We start from the raw sequence: 18,341 nt of genomic DNA on the forward strand, positions 1-18,341 counted from the left end.
CACATTCTCTCCCTAGTATATAGCAAAAAGCCACCTTGAACAGCGCTCCCCTGAAAAACATGAAATTTTGAATTTCTACATCTCTCTTTTAGTTCTTGTTTTTCGAATTACAATGAACGTAGTGTCATACATCTATTTTACCGGCGTAATTCTTGGAGGAGGATCTGGAATGAATTTGAAATGGGGTAAACAACTGCTGCTGTTTGGCTACGAGGAAGCGATGTCCTGCGTGTTTCCCGTGTGCATCTTTCTTTCGCTGGCGCTGTTGAAAATCGCACCTCTTCCCGGCATTCCGGTTTACGACTGGATGCTCGTCATCTGTATTATCGTGCAAATCGTGATGCTGCGGGCAGGACTGGAAACCATCGATGAGCTAAAGGTCATTTGCATGTTTCATATCATTGGTCTCGCGCTTGAACTGTTCAAAGTACATATGGGCTCCTGGGATTATCCGCAGGCGGGATGGACCAAAATCGGAGGGGTACCGCTGTACAGCGGATTCATGTATGCAAGTGTAGCCAGCTACTTATGCCAGGCGTGGCGCAGGCTCCACATCCGGCTGGATCGATGGCCATCTTCCGTCTGGACGACGACGCTCGGTGCGGCGATTTACTTGAATTTTATGACTCACCACTTTATTCCCGATTTGCGCTGGGTATTGACTGCACTGCTGTTTATATTGTTTTTCCGTACGATGCTGTATTTCCGAGTAGGCGATAGCGTGTATAAGATGCCGCTCACTCTTGGCTTCGCGCTTGTCGGCTTTTTTATCTGGATCGCCGAAAATATCGGCACATGGCTCGGGGCATGGCGATACCCTCATCAACAAGCAGGCTGGAGTATGGTGTCATGGAGCAAATTCAGCTCTTGGTTTCTGCTCGTGATCGTCAGTTTTATTATTGTCGCCCAATTAAAGCATGTAAAGGAAGGTCTTCGAAAGTGATCAGGAGTATGGCAAAATAATAAAAGCCGCAGCCGGTTCAAAGCCGGTTGCGGCTGTTTAGTATAATCGTTTTGTTCGAGTAGACTAGCGAAACATGCTTTGAATTTATACATTCAACCTATCCCAGTTACGGATAACATACCAAAGTTGAATTGAAACAAGAACAAGATAGCTTACATTCACAAGGAAACACATGATAAGACTATTTATTCTTCCGCGATATTCCTCTCGGCTAATTTGTCCATTCTTAGATGAGAACTTCACTTGGCCCGTTTTATTGATTAGTAAAATAAATTCAATAATTCCCGCTGGACTCCATAGTAAGGTGAAGACCAATAAGATTGCGCTAAAAGTGGATAAAACCATTTTTAAACCCGGATCCTCTGCAGAGCTAAATGCGATATTAATCAATATCGTGAAAATAACTAAACAAAATCCTATGAGACTCAAGTATGGTCTACTTTTAAATGGTGTCATAATATTGCCCCTCTTTTTAGAAACTTGCCAGACAACGATTCTAGTGACGGTTTCCGAAAGTCGCAATTGCTACAAGGCTCGTTCCCTAGCCCCTCCCTGACCAGGTAGCCCGGGAAACGAGCTTTTTTTGTTAGAACATAGTACACTAAGGATGATAAACACGCCAGAAAAAAGACTCCGACCAAGGAGACACCCTGCCAAATGAAGAAATGGTACACCATCGGCATGTATCTCGTGCTCATATTCGTTGTTTATATATACAAGGATGAAATTTTACATTGGATGCAGTATGGGGATGCGCCTGTTTTGCTTATTTTCGCAGCTGCGCTCGGTTTTATTATCGTACCGGTCATCCCTTACAAAATAGTAATCGGCTTGCTCGGGTTTATGTACGGTCCTTTGCTGGGCGCTTTGATCAGTTGGACCGCTGCTTCCGTCGCGTCTGTCATTGTTTTTTGGCTGGCACGCTACTTGTTTCAAAAGCAGGGCCAAGCTTACTTGTCCAAGTACGAGAAGCTGGAAAAGCTCCAAGCCGCGATTGAAAAAAGTCCGTTCCTGACTATTTTATTGGCTCGACTGATCCCAGTTATCCCTCAGGCTGTCGTCAATGTCCTTCCTGCCATTACTTCCATTTCGGTCGTTACATTCGCCGTCGCGTCCGCATTGGGCAAAATTCCTGCTATGCTCCTGTTTGCGTTCATCGGGAGCAATCTGTTTGCCGGCACCAGCAAGCTCGTTTTGTCCTTCGGCGTATATGTGCTTTTTTTGGGAGCCGTCTACGTCGTCTACCGCGTCTGGCTCAAGAAGCGATGGCTTTAAGCAGCCATGCTTCGAGCGGTAAAAGTATCCTGCCTGTTTGTGTTTTCACAATGTCAAAAAGGAGCTACTGCCGCGGCAGCTGCTCCTGTTGTTCAACCTTCGACTTAAGCCCGCGCGAGCAGCGGAAACAGACCGCCGCGGATCGGCTCACCTACGGTGAGACCGAGACCGTTCGTAATCGTATGCGACTTGCCGCTGTACGTCGTGCCGTCGGTCATGTAGATGATGGCGAGTACCCGGCGCGGCTTGTCGGTGACGTTCGCATGCGCGTAGTGGAACGTCAGGCCGTCGTGGAACGTGCAGCTTCCCGCCTTCATGCGGACGATGACCGGCTTTGAATGCTCATGCTCGGTCCCTTTCGTATATTCGAAGATGTCCTGAGGATCGACGAGACTGATCGGATTCAGCTTGCCGATGCTGCGCGAGTCCGGCACGAACATCATGCAGCCGTTATGCTCATCCACGTCATCGAGCGTAATCCAGACCGATAACGCGCCGGTTTCGTTCATCGGCCAATACGTCAAATCCTGGTGCCATGGGGTTGGCTTCGAATCTCCGGGCATTTTTAGCAGAGCGTGATCATGAAACAGCCTGATCCCGCTTGCACCGACCAATTGCCTGGCCATTTCCGCAAACCGCGGATGTGCCGTATATTTGGCCATGCCGGCATGATCTCGCCAAATATTAACCCGCTGATTCAGCACACGGTAGTAGGCTCCCCCTTGTTGATCCGTCTGCGTGGACATACCTTGGGCGGAATTCATCGCTTCGTCCATGTAATCGCGCAATTCCTCCAGCTCGTCAGCCGTGAGCACGTTGTCGATTTGAACGAAGCCGTTTTTGCGGTAAAACTCGATTTTGTCCTGCGGAAGCAAGCCCTTCGGTTCAAGTGTGTTGTACATCGGAATCACTCCTTTCGATTGATACCAATGTACAATACAGAAGTGCAGCGCATCTTGGCTAATTTGCCAAAAAAACAGGACGATCCGCCATCCCAAGCGGCCAGCTCTCTCGAAGAGGCAGCACTGGGCGCGAGGACAAATTGACTTCGCCAGCCGATTAGCCGCCGTCTTCTCCCTCTACTTTAGCCGCCCTGCGAAATTGCCCAGGCGTAACGCCTACCAGCTGCTTGAACACTTTGTTGAAAAAGCTTAGATCGTCGAAGCCGATCTGTCCGGCGATCTGTAGGGTGCCTGCGTCTGAGGCAAGCAGCAGCTTTTTCGCCATGGCGATGCGCGCTTCGTTGCGGTATTCGATGAACGTTTTGCCGATATGCTGCTTGAATTTGGCGGTGAACGACGACTGGCTCATGCCGCATAATCTGCTGACCTGTTCGAGCGATAGCGGGCGGGCATGATGCGTTTCGATGAATTCAGCCATCCGCTTCATCACTTCCCGCTCGGGAGCGAGCGCCGTCATCGGACGGTGCAGCGACCTATCGTAGCAGCGGCTCAGGAAAACGAACAACTCGATCAACCGCGTTTTGACGAGAAGCCGATAGCCCGGTTTTTTTAATGTGTACTCGGAAAGGATACGATCCAGCAAATGCTTCATTTCCAGCTGATCGTGCGGCTCCACATTCAGGCGCGACTGAAAACGGACCGACTGCCGCAGAAACGGCTCCACATAAAAGAAATCAACGAACGAATCCACCGTAGATAACATCTGCAGCTCATTCGATATAATCGACGGCCCGAACAGCACATTGTATACCGTCAGATTTGGATCCTTCCCGCCTTTGTAGGAATGCTCGGCGTCCGGCTCAATGACGAACACGTCACCCTCGCAGATCCGGTACGAATCACCGCGGTAGTCGTGCCTGCCCGACCCTTCCGCTACATAGACGAGCTCGACGAATTCATGGGAGTGCGGCTCCACCATCTCCTCTGCTCGGAATGCATACTGAGCGATATGGAACGGAAAGTCGGCGCTTTCGAAATACCGGGAATTGCTGATCCTTGTCAATGCGGAGCCCCCCCAATGCCACGTATTCATTTCATCGATAATTTTTTTTTCGCGGAAGCGAGAGCGAGTTAAAAAAACAAACAGCCATATGTCCGGCAATACGTTATTCGGATCAAGGCTGCTTTATTTATATCGAGCGTTGCGGAAATCCCGCTGCTGAGATGGCCCTCCCAGGCTATTTACAAAAAACCGACCCAGTCATGACCTTCCGGAAACTGCCGGTTTAAAGATGATTTCAGCCATGCTTTTTCTTGATGCAGAAGCGACGGCAGCATTGTTTGGAAATCAATATAATCTTTCTCCCTTACTTTCGAACTTCCTGCTTTATGGAGAAGCTGAATTTCGGGTCTCAAATAAGGAATGCCATCTACCGTTTTCAATATCATTTCAGCCATTGGCTTTCTAATTGATTTATCCCTCTTATAGATCCAATAATCATCTTCGGTATCTATGATCATAAGTTGATAAGCCCAAGGCGACTCATCGTTCTTAGTAACCCACACATCATGGGTCGAGTTCAAATACTCTCCATCTTCCCAAAGACTAAGCTTGCCATCCTCAGCTCTGTACAGCATCCAATCGCGATTTAAATATTGATAAGCTATCAATTGCTCTTCACGAGTAATAATAATATCAATATCACTATGCTCCCTGGTTTGTTTGCGCAGATGCATGTCTAAAGCCCAGCCCCCGGCAATACACCATCGGATTGGAATGTCAGAAAATAGTTTATGTATTTCCGAAACCGTTAGCGGCATCCAATTACTTATATCCGTCCTCAAACCTTTCCCTCCCATTTCCGGTTCATAACCGAATCCATTGAATACAATTAGACTTTTTACCGGCCGGTATGAAATAACATATAAGAATTATCCTCGAAAGTATAGACTGATAATGGAGAGTAAATTATAATATCATTATTAAGAAGCCACGATGATGCAGCTTCTATTTAGTTAAACCCAATAAAAGAAACAGACACCACTCGATGTCTGTTTCTTTTTTTTGCGTATTCCAATAATTCGCCTCACTCGTGATCCAATGACTCTGTTTATAGGCTGTTTTGCAGCTTAAGCCTGCCCAACCTGAGCCTGTTCAAAGGTTTGGACGACCTTATACATACCCGGTTCAAAGGTAGCTATCTTCAGTGCCTCTTGAAAATACGGCAGCGGCTTCGGATCATCTCGCATCGCCTGATAATCCTCCATGCTTCTCCATTGCGCATACATGGTCACTTTCGTTCCATCTATACTCTTATGAAGACTGCAGGATATAAATCCCGGCGCATATTTAACCGAAACGTCCGTTGCACTGGTCAACAGTTCAACCAGACGCTGCTGATTTTCCGGAGCCACGGTGAAGACGTTAATGAAAGTAAGAACATCACTATTCATAGCAATTTGAGTCATAACATGATCTCCTTATCGTAGGTTACTATAACATCCTAAGTAATGCTTCACCCTAATTTATCATGAACTTCGTATCAAGATTCTATCCTATCCTTCAAACGTACCTCTCTCTTATTGATCGTTAAATTCGTCATACCTACGTGTTACATTCGGGTCCATCTCTTTCGCCTCAAAGTCGGTCGAGACGCTGAGCTTCTCCCATCGCTTCGTTTCCGCCAGTTTGCCTGCATCCACAGCATTGGCAATTGCAACGGCATCACTGCCGAGCAGCAAGCGCAGCGGCGGGTTCTCCTTTCCCGAAGAGGTATGACACCAGCTCTCTATCCGTCAAGAGTTTGAAATAACACGTTTTCCAGCAGGCTGGCGTGTTGGAAGTAGGCATAGAAGCGTCGCAACAAGGGCAGATATAATAAATACGACGGATCCCAATATGGAGTTCGATACCGCATGGGCGAATTGCATTGTTGAAGATGGATCCGAACGCATAGTTACATTAAACACAGTTATAAGAACAGCCAAACCTAACGAGGAACCGCTTTGATGCGCGACATTAATTAGACCCGAAGCTGCTCCTGTATCTCGAGGATCTACATCTGAGAGCCCTAACGCTGTGAGCGGTTGGAACACCATTCCACCGCCAATACCCATGATGGCCAGCAGAATGAACATATGCGGGAAGAACGGAGCTTGCACGGAGGCAAGGCGGCTCAACCAGAGTGTACCAATGATTGCGAGTAACATCCCGGTCACCAGGACTTTCATATTTCCATAACGGTGCACCAATCTATGCATCAGGAACATCATCCCAAACTGGGCGCCTGTAAATGGCAGGAAAGCTAAACCTGCTTCAAATGAGCTGAAGCCGAGGACATTTTGCAGATATTGAGGGACAAAGAAAAAGAGTGAAAAATTTCCGCACACCATGAGGAACCTTCCAAGATAAGCTCCGGACCTCTGGCGGCTTGCAAACAATCGGAGTGGGATGATCGGCTCGGCCGCTCGAGCTTCAATCAGTACGAATGCTGTTAACGAAACCATCCCAAGTGCAAGCGGAATCCATGTTTCCGGTTTCCCCCATCCATAATCCGCGGCTTGAACAAAGCCGAATACTAACGCAGTCATGCCGACTACGGAGGTCAACGCACCCCAAAGATCAAAACGTCCGTTCCTCGTTCCTGATTGCTGTATAAACCTTTGAACTAAATACAGCAATACAATCCCGATAGGCACATTAATAAACATACCGAGGCGCCAAGAAATAAAATCGGTGAAGAATCCGCCAAGAATGAGACCGATGCTGCCGCCTGCAGCTGAAACCGCGCTGTACATAGCGATCGCTCTAGAACGTTCCTTGGCCTCCACAAAGCTCGCTGACAGCAATGCAAGCGCAGCAGGTGTCGCCAATGCAGCTGCAAAGCCTTGGAATGCACGGGAAACAAGCAAAAACTCGGCTGTTGGCGCCAAACCGGCTAGCAGAGAGGTAAACGAAAATAGTCCAATACCGGCAGCAAGCATTTTTCTGCGCCCCAAGAGATCCCCTGCCCGTGCACCAAGCAGCAAGAAACCTCCAAAAGCCAAAATATAGCTGTTTTGGACCCAAGTCAAGCTGGTTGTCGACATTTGAAGTGAACGGCCAATTTCAGGTATAGCCGTTACCATAATGGAGGCGTCAAGCACAACGATAAGTTGACAAGCGATGATAATGGTTAATATGATCCATTTTGACTGATGCATACACATGTTCCTTTCCTTATTTAAAGATAATATCCCTGAAAAATATTATGGATGGAATCAGCAGAAGGAAGTAGAGCGTTCCTGCTTAAAAATTGCCTAATACTGCAATCCGTTAGTTATTACATGTGTTCTGTATTGCAATCTATTTCATTGCTTATATAATTTTAGAGAAGGATGGGAGGTGGCGAATCCATGCCAGAGCAACACCTTGATAACCGAATTAACAATGGACTGAGTGTTTCTATTCATAAGAAAGCGCTGGATCAGCTAATTGCCATGACGGATCGAATTCCTCTGGCAGATGGGCGGACGCCAACCATAATTCCGTTTCTATCCATTATTAAACACAGTCGCGATATACCGCGAAGTATCGGTGTCTTGACTCCATCCTTTTGTCTGATTCTGCAAGGGACAAAGAAGCTTTACCTTGGCCAAGATATCTTTCAATACTCAGAGGGGGATTATTTGGCATCGCTGATCGATATGCCCGCTTCCGCCCAAGTGACCGGAGCTACGAAAGAATTGCCATATTTGGGGTTGCGCATTGATTTTACGACGCAAGAAATCGCTTCTGTGGCCATGGAGGCGGAAATTAACACAGAACCTAGAGAGAACGATCTGAGTGCAGGAGCCTTCATCGGTAAATCGGATGCCGGGCTGCTGGATCTATTTTTCCGGTTACTGAAGCTAGTCGATAAGCCGAAAGAAGCTCGATTTCTGTCCGAGTTGATCAAGAAGGAAATGATTTTTAACTTACTTTCAGGTGGTTATGGACACTTGTTTTTCCAAAGGGTTCTTTTTGATCAAAGATCGGATGGAGTCGGTATGGCGATCCAGTGGATTAAAGAAAATTACACACGTTCTTTTACTGTGGAGGAACTCGCCAAATCCTGCAACATGAGTACTTCCGGGCTGCATCATAAATTCAAAGCGATCACAACAATGGGGCCTTTGCAGTACCAGAAGCAGCTTCGCCTTCAAGAAGCCAGGCGTTTGATGATGAGTGGTCCTATAGGGGCAACGACGGCCGCGCTGACAGTAGGCTATGAAAGCCCGTCACAATTCAACCGGGAATATCGAAGGCTTTTTGGTCTGCCTCCTCTGCAGGATATTAAAGCCATGCGAAAATCTTCTTATACTTGGGGATTCGAAGAAAGTTAACGAAGGCGGTCAGAGGGTCATTTTCATATTAAGCAAAAATAACGGAGCCGCGCTTATTAGCGGGCTCCGTTTTAGGCATATTTGTAGGACATCTTTCCATAGGAACCATAATACAGTCCGGAACGGCTGAAGATCCGGATGTCATTGCTGATGTTTGGTATAACATGTATGAACAAAAGGACCGCTTTGAAGAAATCTTCCCTCCAGGCCTTGATCCATCGATAATTTCCATTTAATAAAAACAAAGGGACAACTATTGAAATGATGGTTGTCTTCTTCGCTATAATTCCATCTAGTTCAGAGCGAAGTCAACAGCACTTACCGCATGGAGTCTTGTAGTATCATATACGGGTATGACGCAATCGTCTTGCGAGATGAGTAGAGTTATTTCCGTACATCCCAGAATAACGGCTTCCGCTCCTTGCTGTATAAGATCATTAATGATCTTTAAGTACATTTGCTTAGACTCCTCATTTATAATGCCCAGACAAAGTTCTTGATAGATGATGTCATGCACAACCGAGCGATCTACTTCATTTGGCACAATAACCTCAAGTCCAAACTTTTCACTGAGTCTGCCCTTGTAAAAATCTTGTTCCATCGTAAAGGCAGTTCCCAGTAAGGCAACCTTCTGGATGCCGTCTTTAACAATTTCATTTGCCGTAGAGTCAGCAATATGAATTAATGGAATGGACACCGCTTCTTCTACTTCATGTGCCATTTTGTGCATGGTATTAGTGCAGATGACGATTAAGTCTGCTCCGCTCTTTTCAAGCTTTTGTGCCGACTCAATCATAATATTTGTAGCCTCAGCCCAGTTTCCCTGATGCTGTAGAGTCTTAATTTCATGAAAATCTACCGAATACATCAGACTTTTAGCAGAATGATGTCCACCTAGTCGTTTTTTTACATGCTGATTAATTATTTGATAATAGAGAAGAGATGACTCCCAGCTCATTCCACCAATAAGACCTATAGTTTTCATTATTAAGCACCTCATGAATTGGTAACTTCATTTTCTCACATGTAGATTATGGATTCAATAAATAGAGAATATTGTATCCAACGATATTACCGCATCTGCGGTACGACCAGCGTTTACCTCAAGCATTACTCTAGCTTCTACTCCTCTTGCTTATTTCGAGAAGACCCTTAACCAAAAAGGATATGCTTATTGCCCAGACTATCCCTAGCGACGCAAATGCCAAAGAATTATATGCAGAGCTAGTGAACGCTCTCGTTTCCAGTATTCTAGTTAAAAAGAACGCGCACATCGTGAAAAGCAACAAATGGCTAAGAATCCACCCGTATCCATGCTTTTTGTATTTAACACAGAAGCTAATTAACATTCCAAATACAGGGAGCATTACAACAAGTAAACCCACCCGCAACAATTGGGGAACTTCCTCTTCTAAGAGCATAATTGATCAATCTCCTTCCACTAGAGTTCAACAGCTTACTTATACCCATTCTCTCCCTTGAATCCCTCCGGAACCAACACTTATAGTTATTGTAATGATGCATCAGGTGGATGTTCCAGATAAAAACGGATGGACAAATACAGAGGAAGCGGTGAGAACATGATTGAAATTACCACCGAATTAGTACGTCGATTAATCAATAGCCAATTTCCACAGTGGAAGGATTTATCGGTAAGGCCAGTAGAAAAAAGCGGACATGATAATCGCACTTTTCGGCTAGGTAACGAGCTGACTGTTCGCCTGCCAAGTCATGAACGCTACGCTTCAGCTGTTGAAAAAGAGTTGACCTGGCTGCCTGTATTCAAGCCCTTCCTATCCTTGCCGATTCCAGCTCCTATTGCCAAAGGTGAGCCTACGGATGAATATCCCCTTCCATGGTCGGTCAACAGATGGATTGACGGCGATACCGTCAAGCGTTCCAATATTCGTAATCAAAACGAATTTGCCGAAGATCTCGCCGGATTTTTGCAAGAGCTGGAAGCAATCGATGCAAGCCGGGGCGTTCCCGCGGGTACGCAAAATTTTCATCGCGGAGGAAACCTTGCCGTTTACGACAATGATACAAGATCCGTTATCGAGACGCTTCAATACGATCAGCAGCTTTTAACGGAAATATGGGAGCTCTCCCTTGCGACAACATACCAATCAGCCCCGCTATGGCTGCACGGCGACGTTGCGGTAGGCAATCTTCTCGTGAAAGAAGGAAAACTGTGCGGCGTCATCGATTTTGGAACTATGGGTGTGGGAGACCCTTCGAGCGACCTTGTGATGGCTTGGAACTTTTTTGACGACGTCAGCCGCAGCATATTCCTCACCCGCATGAATTTTGATGAGGCCACCGTCCATCGTGCACGCGGATGGGCAATTTGGAAAGCACTCATCACCTTCGCTTGGAATGAGCAAGGCTCGGAGGCCTCGAATTGGGGCAAGGAAGTGATTGACGTAATTATCCGAGACTATAAAAAGCATTAACTAGAATAGCGGACGCCCGCTATCTTACCGTCAGCTCAACGTATTATATCTTCATAAGCATTTCTGGCGTCCGTCTGCCCTTTTTCCGAATGGGTTATTCCAACTATATTCCACTCTGTTAAATTATCCCATAACCTTAGCATTTCCTTCAAGCGAGCAAGTAAAATCATGGTTTTACTGATGCGTGCAATTAGCCCTTCTAGAGTAACAAAAAAGCAGCCAATCTTAAGGATCGGCTGCCGTTCTGTCTTTAGCAGGTTTGCTGCACATTCACGTTTATTCCCCTGCTTGCTAGTGGATATCGTGTTTCTTAAAGTTTCCGCCCTTCACTTCGGCAACGTCATATACCATAACAAAAGCACTCGAGTCAATTTCATAAATGATCTCTTTCATTTTGCTTTCTTCCAGCCGGTTAATGACGCAAGTAATTTCTTTGAACTGCTCGTGTGAATATGCGCCTTGCACGAGATTATATGTAGCACTGCGGCCTAAGCGGTCGCGTATCGTCTCCACCAGTTCTTCAGGATGCTTGCTAATAATTTTGAACGTTTTGGCGCCGCTTAAACCTTCTTCTACGATATGTATCACTTTGGAGGCAATATAATAAGCGATAGCTGACATAATAGCCCCTTGAAGACCGAATACGGTCGAAACGACAATAAATACGAACGTATTTAAAAATAAGATCAGATCGCTAGTACCGAAGGGCAATTTTCGGGAAAGCAATACGGCTAACATATCGATACCATCCAGCGCCCCGCCATTTCGAAGTGCCAAACCCATACCAAAACCGATAATAATACCGCCGACAACAGTCACCAGCAGCGTATCGCCTTTGATGATGGGCGAAATGTGATGTAACACTGAAGTACCAGCTGCTAGCGAAACTATACCTATCACGGAATAAATTGCAAAGCTTTTTCCAATCTGCTTATATCCTAAAAATATAAACGGAATATTAAGAATCGCAATTAACAATCCGAGAGGCACTCCGGTAAGCTCGAATCCAACGATGCTTAACCCCGTTACCCCGCCGTCGGATACGCTGTTCGGAATTAAAACCGCCTCAAGTCCATAGGCTGTGATGAATCCCCCAATGATTACGGCTAGTGCCCGTAAACTTTTCTTTAACATGGGGGATTGTTTGTGCTCTGTCTTCATTCTTTGACCTCGTTTCGTTATTTAGTCCAGCCTGATTATTTTACCCAATAAACAAACCTGGATTAATTTTACCTGAAATCGAAAAAAATATCACTTCCTGTCGAATGCCTGTTTAACATAAAAACGGCACCCGACCGTTTATGAACAGCACCCCGTCAAGTAGACAGTACAAATAATAAAACAGTTAAGCGGCCTTGTTCCTGAATTCCATCGGACTAAGGCCGTTTAATTTTGCTTGTAATCGTTCATTATTGTAGAAACAGATATAAGCCTCAATATCTCTCTTGAGGTCATCAAAAGTTTCGTACCTGTGTAAGTAATACTTCTCGCACTTTAAAGTTCCCCAGAACGATTCCATTGGGCCGTTATCGATGCATCGCCCAACCCGAGACATGCTCTGAGACATCTTGTTCTCATCCAAAATCTTCTTGAAGTCCAGCGATGTGTATTGAAAACCACGATCGCTGTGCAGCATAGGCCTGCTTCCAGGGGCCGCTTGTAAGGCTCGCTCCAAAGTCTGAAATACCAATGGGTTGTTATTGGAATGTCCCATAACATAGGAGACGACAGATTTATCATGAAGATCGAGAATGGCACTTAAATAAGCCTTCTGACCATGGCCATATTTAAATTCGGTAACATCTGTTACCCATTTCTCATTAGGCGCTGTTGCTTGAAACTCACGGTTTAACAGGTTCTCTGCCACTTGTTGTGGAGTAGAACGCATATATTTTGGTTTCTTCCTACGGATTACGGACTGGATTGCCTTTAGCTTCATCAACCGATATACACGTTTATGGTTGATCGCTTTTCCGGTTTGTTTGCACATATGCAGGGTTAATTGACGATACCCAAAAGTACGCTCTACTTTCTCGTAGATGTCCATCATCACTTGCATCAGCTGCTCATTCTCTAACTCATGAGAGCTGGGTTCGCAATTTAACCACTTGTAATAGCTTGAGCGTGCAATTCTAGCAATTTCACAGAGATGCTGAATACTCATTGATTCATCCTTGTGAAGCGCTCGAATGGCAAGGTAAACCGTTTCTTGTCGTATATGACCTAGCGTCGCCTTCTTTCGAGTTCCTCTAACTTTTTTAAAAATGCATTTTCGGCCCGTAGGCGCTCAATTTCATACTCCATCTGCTTCATCTTGAGTTTCTGCTGCTCAGCCTCCGTTAACTCTTCCGGGGCTTTCTTTCTGCCCCGGCCATCTTTTAACGCATCTTGACCACCATCTTCAAACTTCTTCACCCATTGATACACTTGTTGGTAGGAGACCTGGAATTGTCCCACTGTTTTTTGATAGTCATGCTGATTGGTCAAGCAATACTGAACAATCTCTATCCGTTCCTGCCACGTAGTAGTACGACCCTTTGTCATAGCTTTTGGTTCCCCTTTATAGGCATTTAAGCTGCTATGACCATTATACTTCTTAATCCAGTCGGAAAGTTGTCTCGTACTAGCTATCTTGTATTTCTCAATGATCTGGTATTGGGATAATCCCCCTTCAAGATAATCCTTCACCGCTTGGAGTTTAAATTCAGCGGTATAACTTTGATTATGTGTACGGCTCACCAGACCCTCAGCCCCATAAAGCTTGTAGCGCCGCTGCCATTTCATCAAAGTTGTTTTGTTGATCTCATATTTCTTAGCAGCAGCTAGAAAACCAATCTCTCCCCTTAACACTTCTTCGAGAATATTGAGTTTCTCTAGCGCATTATATTTTCCTCTAGCCATGAAAAAAGCTCCTCTTTACAATAAACAGGTTTTATTTTTTCACCTGTCTACCGCAAGGGGAGCATATCATTAGCGGCTGCCGTCCTGGCTTTATTAGAGTATCCATTTCATTCCTTCTAGAGCAGTAATCTGGTTACCGGCTCGCTGCTGCCGTTGGCAATTAGGCGCCCTTGACACCCAATCCCGCTTTCGGCTCGCGCGGCAGCCGCCGCTTCATGTTCGTGATCGCAACGCCGGCCAAAATCAGTACCCCGCCGCCGATCTGCGCAGGCAGGATCGGGTCGCCCAGCACAAAATGGCTGACAACGATGGCAATGAACGGCGGAATGTTCATGAACATCGCGCTCATGGATGCCCCGGCGACCGCGATGCCCTGGTTCCACCAAAAGCCCGCCAGCCCTTGGCCGATGACGGCGACGCAAACGAGCAGCACCCATGTGAACACCCTATGGCTGGCGTACAGGTCGCCGTTCAGCGCTTCTACCGCGACGGCCGGTGACATGAGGATCGTGCCAATCACCGTAGAGTAGATTGTCACCTCGTACGAAGTCATTACCGTCGTCAGCTTGCGGATGAACAGCAGGCTGACCGACATGCCGAGCATCGCGACAAGCAAATACACGTCGCCGTGGGAGATACCCAGCTGTTTGCCCCCGAGCAAGACGATGCAAACGACACCGATTAGAGCCACGATGGCCCCGGTCAGCTTTTGCCCGGTGATGACCTCCTTCAAGAACATACGCGACAGCAGCGTTGTCGCTATCGGGGCCAGCGCGATAATCAGCGCCGCATTCCCTGCCGTAGACTCCTGCAAGCCGGTAAAATAAAACAGCTGATTAATCAGCGTACCCGTGATGCCGGCCATAAGCAGCAAGCCCCATTCGTGTTTTTTCGGCCATCGCATCGATTTATTGATGATCGCCAATGAAAGGAGGAACAGCGACATGACAACCAAGCGGGCAAAGGAAAGAAATATCGGCGAGAAATCGCGCAGCATGTATGCGCTCGCCACGTAGTTGCCTCCCCAGAGCAGGGAGACGCCCCATAATTTAAGCAGTACCGTACGATTTGGCATGAAATTGTAATCTCCTTGACAGATAATTGCGACGGCCGCCACGCCCGCCGCTTCAGCGCGTCCGCACGCAGTAACCTACCATCGTGTGAGATTATAACATAATAGTGGACATCTGTTACCGTATTTTTCTCAGTTTATTAAAACTTAAAATCAGGGAAAATCAGAAACGAGAGACTCCACACTGTAGTCATGTATAATATGTTGAATCCCTTTTGTTTCGTTCTCCATCTGCTATGGCGATTACGAGGTCAGCCGATGAATCCCTTTTTTTATGTCAAACGAAGATTTAATTGCCCAGTTCCTGTATCAACCATTGGTACACGGAAAAGGCCGGCTTTGGTGTATAATCGTCCCTCATCATGCCGAACTGATGAAACAAATCCGGCTTCGAGCTATCTGGATCTCGCAAACCGAAAAACACATAGTGGGTAATGTGGAGATCTTCGCGTAACTGATAAACCGTACGGATCACCTTGTCGAGAACAGCCGATTGATGATCATATGTTCTTTCCTCATTAGTAAAAGGATTCTGTCCAGTAGGCCATCCGTTCTCGGTCACCCGGATCGGAACTGAGGCGGGTATCCCAGCCTCAACCAGATGGTTTTGCCTCAAATCTCGAAGTATTCGTTCCACAGAAGCAGGGATGTCGCTTAAGGCAAGCGGCTCCTCGAATACGTCCACATAGAAGTTATGGCCGACGAAATCGAGAGAGTTTACAAACCTGCTGCCTCCAATCTCAGCAAGTCCTGCCCAGAAACGGGGAACCGACACGGGACTTTCAGGCACGGACCCGAACCCGATTTTCATCTGAAGACCGCATTTCAGGACTTCCTCTTTGGCTGCGATCACCCCTTCTACCAAGGCTTGACGCGTGTAAGGCTTCGAACCTTCCATAAATGACAAATTCGGTTCGTTTGTAATTTGAAGAGAAGTCATGTGGGGGCCGTATTCCCTCACGATTTTGCGGATAAACGCCAGCCATTCATCCATTTCGATATCTGCCGTCTGAAGCCATCCGATAGCAAGATCACCTAATAATCCGGAATGAAGAAGCCGTTCAACAAATGAGATTAGGCCAGGCTCTGAATCAGGCTTCGTATAAACAAGGTAGTTTCGCGGGACTAACCTATTCGAGTTCCCTCGAAGTAGTTGAAGCGCCTTCCCGATCTTGTCGTAGTCATCTTTCGGACCAACTGCCAAACCGGTCGGGGTACCGGCAACACTTAGAGGGTAAATCCCGAAAGTTAACCCTGATGTAGTCATTTTGTTCACCGCTCCTTTTCCATAGCTTACCTGTATGTATACACACTTATTTATTATTATACCCGTGTATTCCTGGTTAATCTTAAGGAGGGAAGCATAAGTTTGGAACCGCTGCGGTGTTGAGGAAAAGAAAAAGGACTGCCTAAGCAGCCCTAGCAAGGAAAATTCTTCATATCAGATCGTCAATCTTCTACTTCAACAGCTGAATGTGCATTCATATAGTTTGTTTTTAACCAGTCAGCAGTACTAAATTTAACTTTTTTTGATATTCCGGCGTATTTTGCTACTGTTGGTACAACGCTGTTTAGCGGGACGGTTTTATACGCATAAGGCAATTGCTCATCGTAATCATAGGTGAAAGTAAACGGTGTGCTTGGCGGGTTCGATTTACTCATATTTTCTACCCCGACGATATGTGAAGACCAAGCCCATTTTCCGATCGTTGATTTGTCATACCAAGTGATTCCTTTGGTAAACAGGTTATCACCATTATTATCCCAGCTGCTTCCTATATAAGATCCGCTTTTATTTGTTACTTTTGAATTTACAATTAAACTATGGTTAAGCGCATCTTTAAATAGCTCATTAAATGGCGCGCTCATATTTCCTGTATCGTCACCCTGACGTTCTGCACCTATCAATGGCTCATTAAAAGCATTATACACGTTGGTATCTGCTGCTATCGAAGCGCCGTTTCTTGAATTCACTCCACGTGCTAATGTATCTCCGCCATATTTTGAGATAGCATATACACTATCCAATACACTCTGATGCGACGAATTATCAAAATAGTTATTAAATATATGGCCGGTTCCTTGACGAATCATCGGCAAACGCTGTCCAACATTCGTATAACGATTGTACGCCATGGTCAATCGGAGTCTTTGATTCCCGTCTTTGACCTCGACACCGGCAGGACTAACATAATTCGTATAATCCTTATCGCCGGAGCCTACCAAATGAACTTTAGAGTGATAGGCTGCATATGCCATAATCTGTTTTTTGGTAGCGCCCTCGTTACGCATTTTATAGTAAACGCTTGTTGACGGGTCCAATGCACCTGCAGCATATTGCTGCTCCATATATTCGATGGACTGGTAGATGGAACTGCTCTCATCTGGATTCTCCGTTGCTTCTAATCCGAATTCATTCCAAGAAAGCGTTACATTGGATGCACCGTTTTCCATATCAATCATTCCATCTGCCGCTATGGAAAACTTGCAATGGTCAATCCATACATTGTTAGCTCCATTCACCTTGATAAATGACCAACCGACCTCTTTATGCTTTCCAGAGTCGTCCCATTGCCACATTTCATCAAATCTGAGATTTCTAATAACAATATCGTTAGCTGAACCCTGCAGTTTTATTTCCGCATGCTTAATGGTCTTGCCTGACTTGGAGAAGATGGTTAACCCATCTACATTCGAAATGTTTAATTTAGATACGCCGGAAGCGATTAACAGTGGATTCGTGAATCCGTTCGATGGTTTCGGATAATTGGTAACGAAGCTGTACTTTGATCTTTCTGTCGAGTCTAGAGCTAACTCAGTCCATCCTAAGTTAATATTGTCCGTAACTTCAATTACTTTAACAGTACCATTACTCGCGTCCAGGACTGCTTGTAAAAACTCTCTTCCATTACTAACAGTACGATAATACGATGTTCCCACATAGCTACTTCTATCGTTTACTCCCAAAGAAGCATAGCCGGTTACGGATAAAAAGCTGGAATCATAGCGTTTTTCAACTTTTGTCGTATTTGGTATGGAAGTAATCACTGCGGCCTCTGCTTTACTGCTTGTGATAATATAAGATGAAGTCACCAATAGACTTCCTATCACCAAACTACTTAAGACTTTTTTCATCATAATAAACCCCCTCCTTCAAATAGTTACTACACCCACGCAAATCGGCCATTGTCATTTCCGCTTCTTCCTCCTCCTCATATAAAGCGCTTCCATATTTCTGAAAATTTTCCGTCAAGATAAATCGGTTCATCGGTGTTATGTACATCAATAAGAAAAAGGTAATGATTACTGGGATTATAGCATGGGGTATGGTGTGAATCTATGGGGGGAAACGCTCATCCTGTTTCTCCTGAATTAACTCTCTGAAAATCTGTCTTAGTGTCTACATCAAC

At 45.7% G+C, this 18,341-nt stretch carries 17 protein-coding genes; 4 read left to right on the plus strand and 13 right to left on the minus strand.

Annotated elements, in window-relative coordinates; genetic code table 11:
• Positions 1 to 169 precede the first annotated feature (169 nt).
• Both DVH26_RS30050 and DVH26_RS30055 read left to right on the plus strand, forming a co-directional pair.
• A complete protein-coding gene (locus DVH26_RS30050) occupies positions 170 to 943 on the plus strand; it encodes a DUF817 domain-containing protein (protein ID WP_239628688.1) in 774 nt (257 codons plus the stop codon).
• A gap of 678 nt (positions 944 to 1,621) precedes the next feature.
• Positions 1,622 to 2,239 carry a TVP38/TMEM64 family protein gene (locus DVH26_RS30055; RefSeq protein WP_239628689.1) on the plus strand — a complete coding sequence of 206 codons (618 nt, stop codon included), beginning with the start codon at positions 1,622 to 1,624 and terminating at the stop codon, positions 2,237 to 2,239.
• A gap of 104 nt (positions 2,240 to 2,343) precedes the next feature.
• Here DVH26_RS30055 and DVH26_RS30060 read toward each other — a convergent pair whose 3' ends face one another.
• The 6 genes from DVH26_RS30060 to DVH26_RS30085 all read right to left on the minus strand — a co-directional run bounded on the left by DVH26_RS30060 (position 2,344) and on the right by DVH26_RS30085 (position 7,344).
• Complete coding sequence (locus DVH26_RS30060; protein WP_239628690.1) at positions 2,344 to 3,141, minus strand: phytanoyl-CoA dioxygenase family protein; 798 nt, start codon at positions 3,139 to 3,141, stop codon at positions 2,344 to 2,346.
• 157 nt (positions 3,142 to 3,298) lie between these two features.
• On the minus strand, positions 3,299 to 4,204 hold the full coding sequence (locus DVH26_RS30065; RefSeq protein ID WP_239628691.1) for an AraC family transcriptional regulator: 906 nt from the start codon (positions 4,202 to 4,204) through the stop codon (positions 3,299 to 3,301).
• Positions 4,205 to 4,383: 179 nt separating this feature from the next.
• Complete coding sequence (locus DVH26_RS30070; RefSeq protein WP_239628692.1) at positions 4,384 to 4,986, minus strand: nucleotidyltransferase domain-containing protein; 603 nt, start codon at positions 4,984 to 4,986, stop codon at positions 4,384 to 4,386.
• Between the two features lie 285 nt (positions 4,987 to 5,271).
• Entirely contained in the window at positions 5,272 to 5,610 is a 339-nt protein-coding gene (locus DVH26_RS30075; RefSeq protein ID WP_239628693.1) for an antibiotic biosynthesis monooxygenase family protein, read from the minus strand.
• A gap of 111 nt (positions 5,611 to 5,721) precedes the next feature.
• Complete coding sequence (locus tag DVH26_RS30080) at positions 5,722 to 5,883, minus strand: hypothetical protein (protein ID WP_239628694.1); 162 nt, start codon at positions 5,881 to 5,883, stop codon at positions 5,722 to 5,724.
• A 54-nt stretch (positions 5,884 to 5,937) separates the two neighbouring features.
• Positions 5,938 to 7,344, minus strand: a complete 1,407-nt coding sequence (locus DVH26_RS30085; RefSeq protein ID WP_239628696.1) for an MFS transporter — start codon at positions 7,342 to 7,344, stop codon at positions 5,938 to 5,940.
• A 192-nt stretch (positions 7,345 to 7,536) separates the two neighbouring features.
• On the opposite strand from DVH26_RS30085, the gene DVH26_RS30090 reads away from it, so the two are divergent.
• Positions 7,537 to 8,505: an AraC family transcriptional regulator gene (locus tag DVH26_RS30090; RefSeq protein ID WP_239628698.1), complete on the plus strand. Its 969-nt coding sequence runs from the start codon at positions 7,537 to 7,539 to the stop codon at positions 8,503 to 8,505.
• Positions 8,506 to 8,797: 292 nt separating this feature from the next.
• Here the strand turns inward: DVH26_RS30090 and DVH26_RS30095 are convergent, their stop codons facing one another.
• Entirely contained in the window at positions 8,798 to 9,490 is a 693-nt protein-coding gene (locus tag DVH26_RS30095) for an aspartate/glutamate racemase family protein (protein ID WP_239628701.1), read from the minus strand.
• A gap of 595 nt (positions 9,491 to 10,085) precedes the next feature.
• Here DVH26_RS30095 and DVH26_RS30100 point away from each other — a divergent pair.
• Positions 10,086 to 10,958 carry an aminoglycoside phosphotransferase family protein gene (locus DVH26_RS30100; RefSeq protein WP_239628703.1) on the plus strand — a complete coding sequence of 291 codons (873 nt, stop codon included), beginning with the start codon at positions 10,086 to 10,088 and terminating at the stop codon, positions 10,956 to 10,958.
• A 291-nt stretch (positions 10,959 to 11,249) separates the two neighbouring features.
• Here DVH26_RS30100 and DVH26_RS30105 read toward each other — a convergent pair whose 3' ends face one another.
• The 6 genes from DVH26_RS30105 to DVH26_RS30130 form a co-directional block, all read right to left on the minus strand.
• Complete coding sequence (locus DVH26_RS30105; protein WP_239628705.1) at positions 11,250 to 12,119, minus strand: YitT family protein; 870 nt, start codon at positions 12,117 to 12,119, stop codon at positions 11,250 to 11,252.
• Positions 12,120 to 12,303: 184 nt separating this feature from the next.
• Positions 12,304 to 13,224, minus strand: a complete 921-nt coding sequence (locus DVH26_RS30110) for an IS3 family transposase (protein WP_345774081.1) — start codon at positions 13,222 to 13,224, stop codon at positions 12,304 to 12,306.
• Entirely contained in the window at positions 13,182 to 13,859 is a 678-nt protein-coding gene (locus DVH26_RS30115; protein ID WP_239628707.1) for a helix-turn-helix domain-containing protein, read from the minus strand. The genes DVH26_RS30110 and DVH26_RS30115 overlap by 43 nt, the downstream gene beginning before the upstream one ends.
• A 160-nt stretch (positions 13,860 to 14,019) precedes the next feature.
• Positions 14,020 to 14,934 carry a DMT family transporter gene (locus tag DVH26_RS30120; RefSeq protein ID WP_239628709.1) on the minus strand — a complete coding sequence of 305 codons (915 nt, stop codon included), beginning with the start codon at positions 14,932 to 14,934 and terminating at the stop codon, positions 14,020 to 14,022.
• Positions 14,935 to 15,220: 286 nt separating this feature from the next.
• Positions 15,221 to 16,198 (minus strand): hypothetical protein, encoded by a 978-nt coding sequence (locus tag DVH26_RS30125; RefSeq protein ID WP_239628711.1) that lies wholly within the window; start codon positions 16,196 to 16,198, stop codon positions 15,221 to 15,223.
• Between the two features lie 182 nt (positions 16,199 to 16,380).
• The gene (locus DVH26_RS30130; protein WP_239628713.1) at positions 16,381 to 18,069 is read right to left on the minus strand and encodes a pectate lyase family protein; all 1,689 of its coding nucleotides are present in this window, start codon (positions 18,067 to 18,069) and stop codon (positions 16,381 to 16,383) included.
• Positions 18,070 to 18,341: the final 272 nt, after the last annotated feature.

Origin of the sequence: Paenibacillus sp. H1-7 (genome assembly GCF_022354825.1) — a bacterium.
GTDB lineage: Bacteria > Bacillota > Bacilli > Paenibacillales > NBRC-103111 > Paenibacillus_S.

Bases quoted from the DNA above. Each gene is read 5' to 3' on its own strand.
- DVH26_RS30050 (WP_239628688.1), top strand. From the start codon at position 170: ATGAATTTGAAATGGGGTAAACAACTGCTGCTGTTTGGCTACGAGGAA.
- DVH26_RS30055 (WP_239628689.1), top strand. From the start codon at position 1,622: ATGAAGAAATGGTACACCATCGGCATGTATCTCGTGCTCATATTCGTT.
- DVH26_RS30060 (WP_239628690.1), bottom strand. From the start codon at position 3,141: ATGTACAACACACTTGAACCGAAGGGCTTGCTTCCGCAGGACAAAATC.
- DVH26_RS30075 (WP_239628693.1), bottom strand. From the start codon at position 5,610: ATGACTCAAATTGCTATGAATAGTGATGTTCTTACTTTCATTAACGTC.
- DVH26_RS30085 (WP_239628696.1), bottom strand. From the start codon at position 7,344: ATGCATCAGTCAAAATGGATCATATTAACCATTATCATCGCTTGTCAA.
- DVH26_RS30090 (WP_239628698.1), top strand. From the start codon at position 7,537: ATGCCAGAGCAACACCTTGATAACCGAATTAACAATGGACTGAGTGTT.
- DVH26_RS30095 (WP_239628701.1), bottom strand. From the start codon at position 9,490: ATGAAAACTATAGGTCTTATTGGTGGAATGAGCTGGGAGTCATCTCTT.
- DVH26_RS30100 (WP_239628703.1), top strand. From the start codon at position 10,086: ATGATTGAAATTACCACCGAATTAGTACGTCGATTAATCAATAGCCAA.
- DVH26_RS30105 (WP_239628705.1), bottom strand. From the start codon at position 12,119: ATGAAGACAGAGCACAAACAATCCCCCATGTTAAAGAAAAGTTTACGG.
- DVH26_RS30115 (WP_239628707.1), bottom strand. From the start codon at position 13,859: ATGGCTAGAGGAAAATATAATGCGCTAGAGAAACTCAATATTCTCGAA.
- DVH26_RS30120 (WP_239628709.1), bottom strand. From the start codon at position 14,934: ATGCCAAATCGTACGGTACTGCTTAAATTATGGGGCGTCTCCCTGCTC.
- DVH26_RS30125 (WP_239628711.1), bottom strand. From the start codon at position 16,198: ATGACTACATCAGGGTTAACTTTCGGGATTTACCCTCTAAGTGTTGCC.
- DVH26_RS30130 (WP_239628713.1), bottom strand. From the start codon at position 18,069: ATGATGAAAAAAGTCTTAAGTAGTTTGGTGATAGGAAGTCTATTGGTG.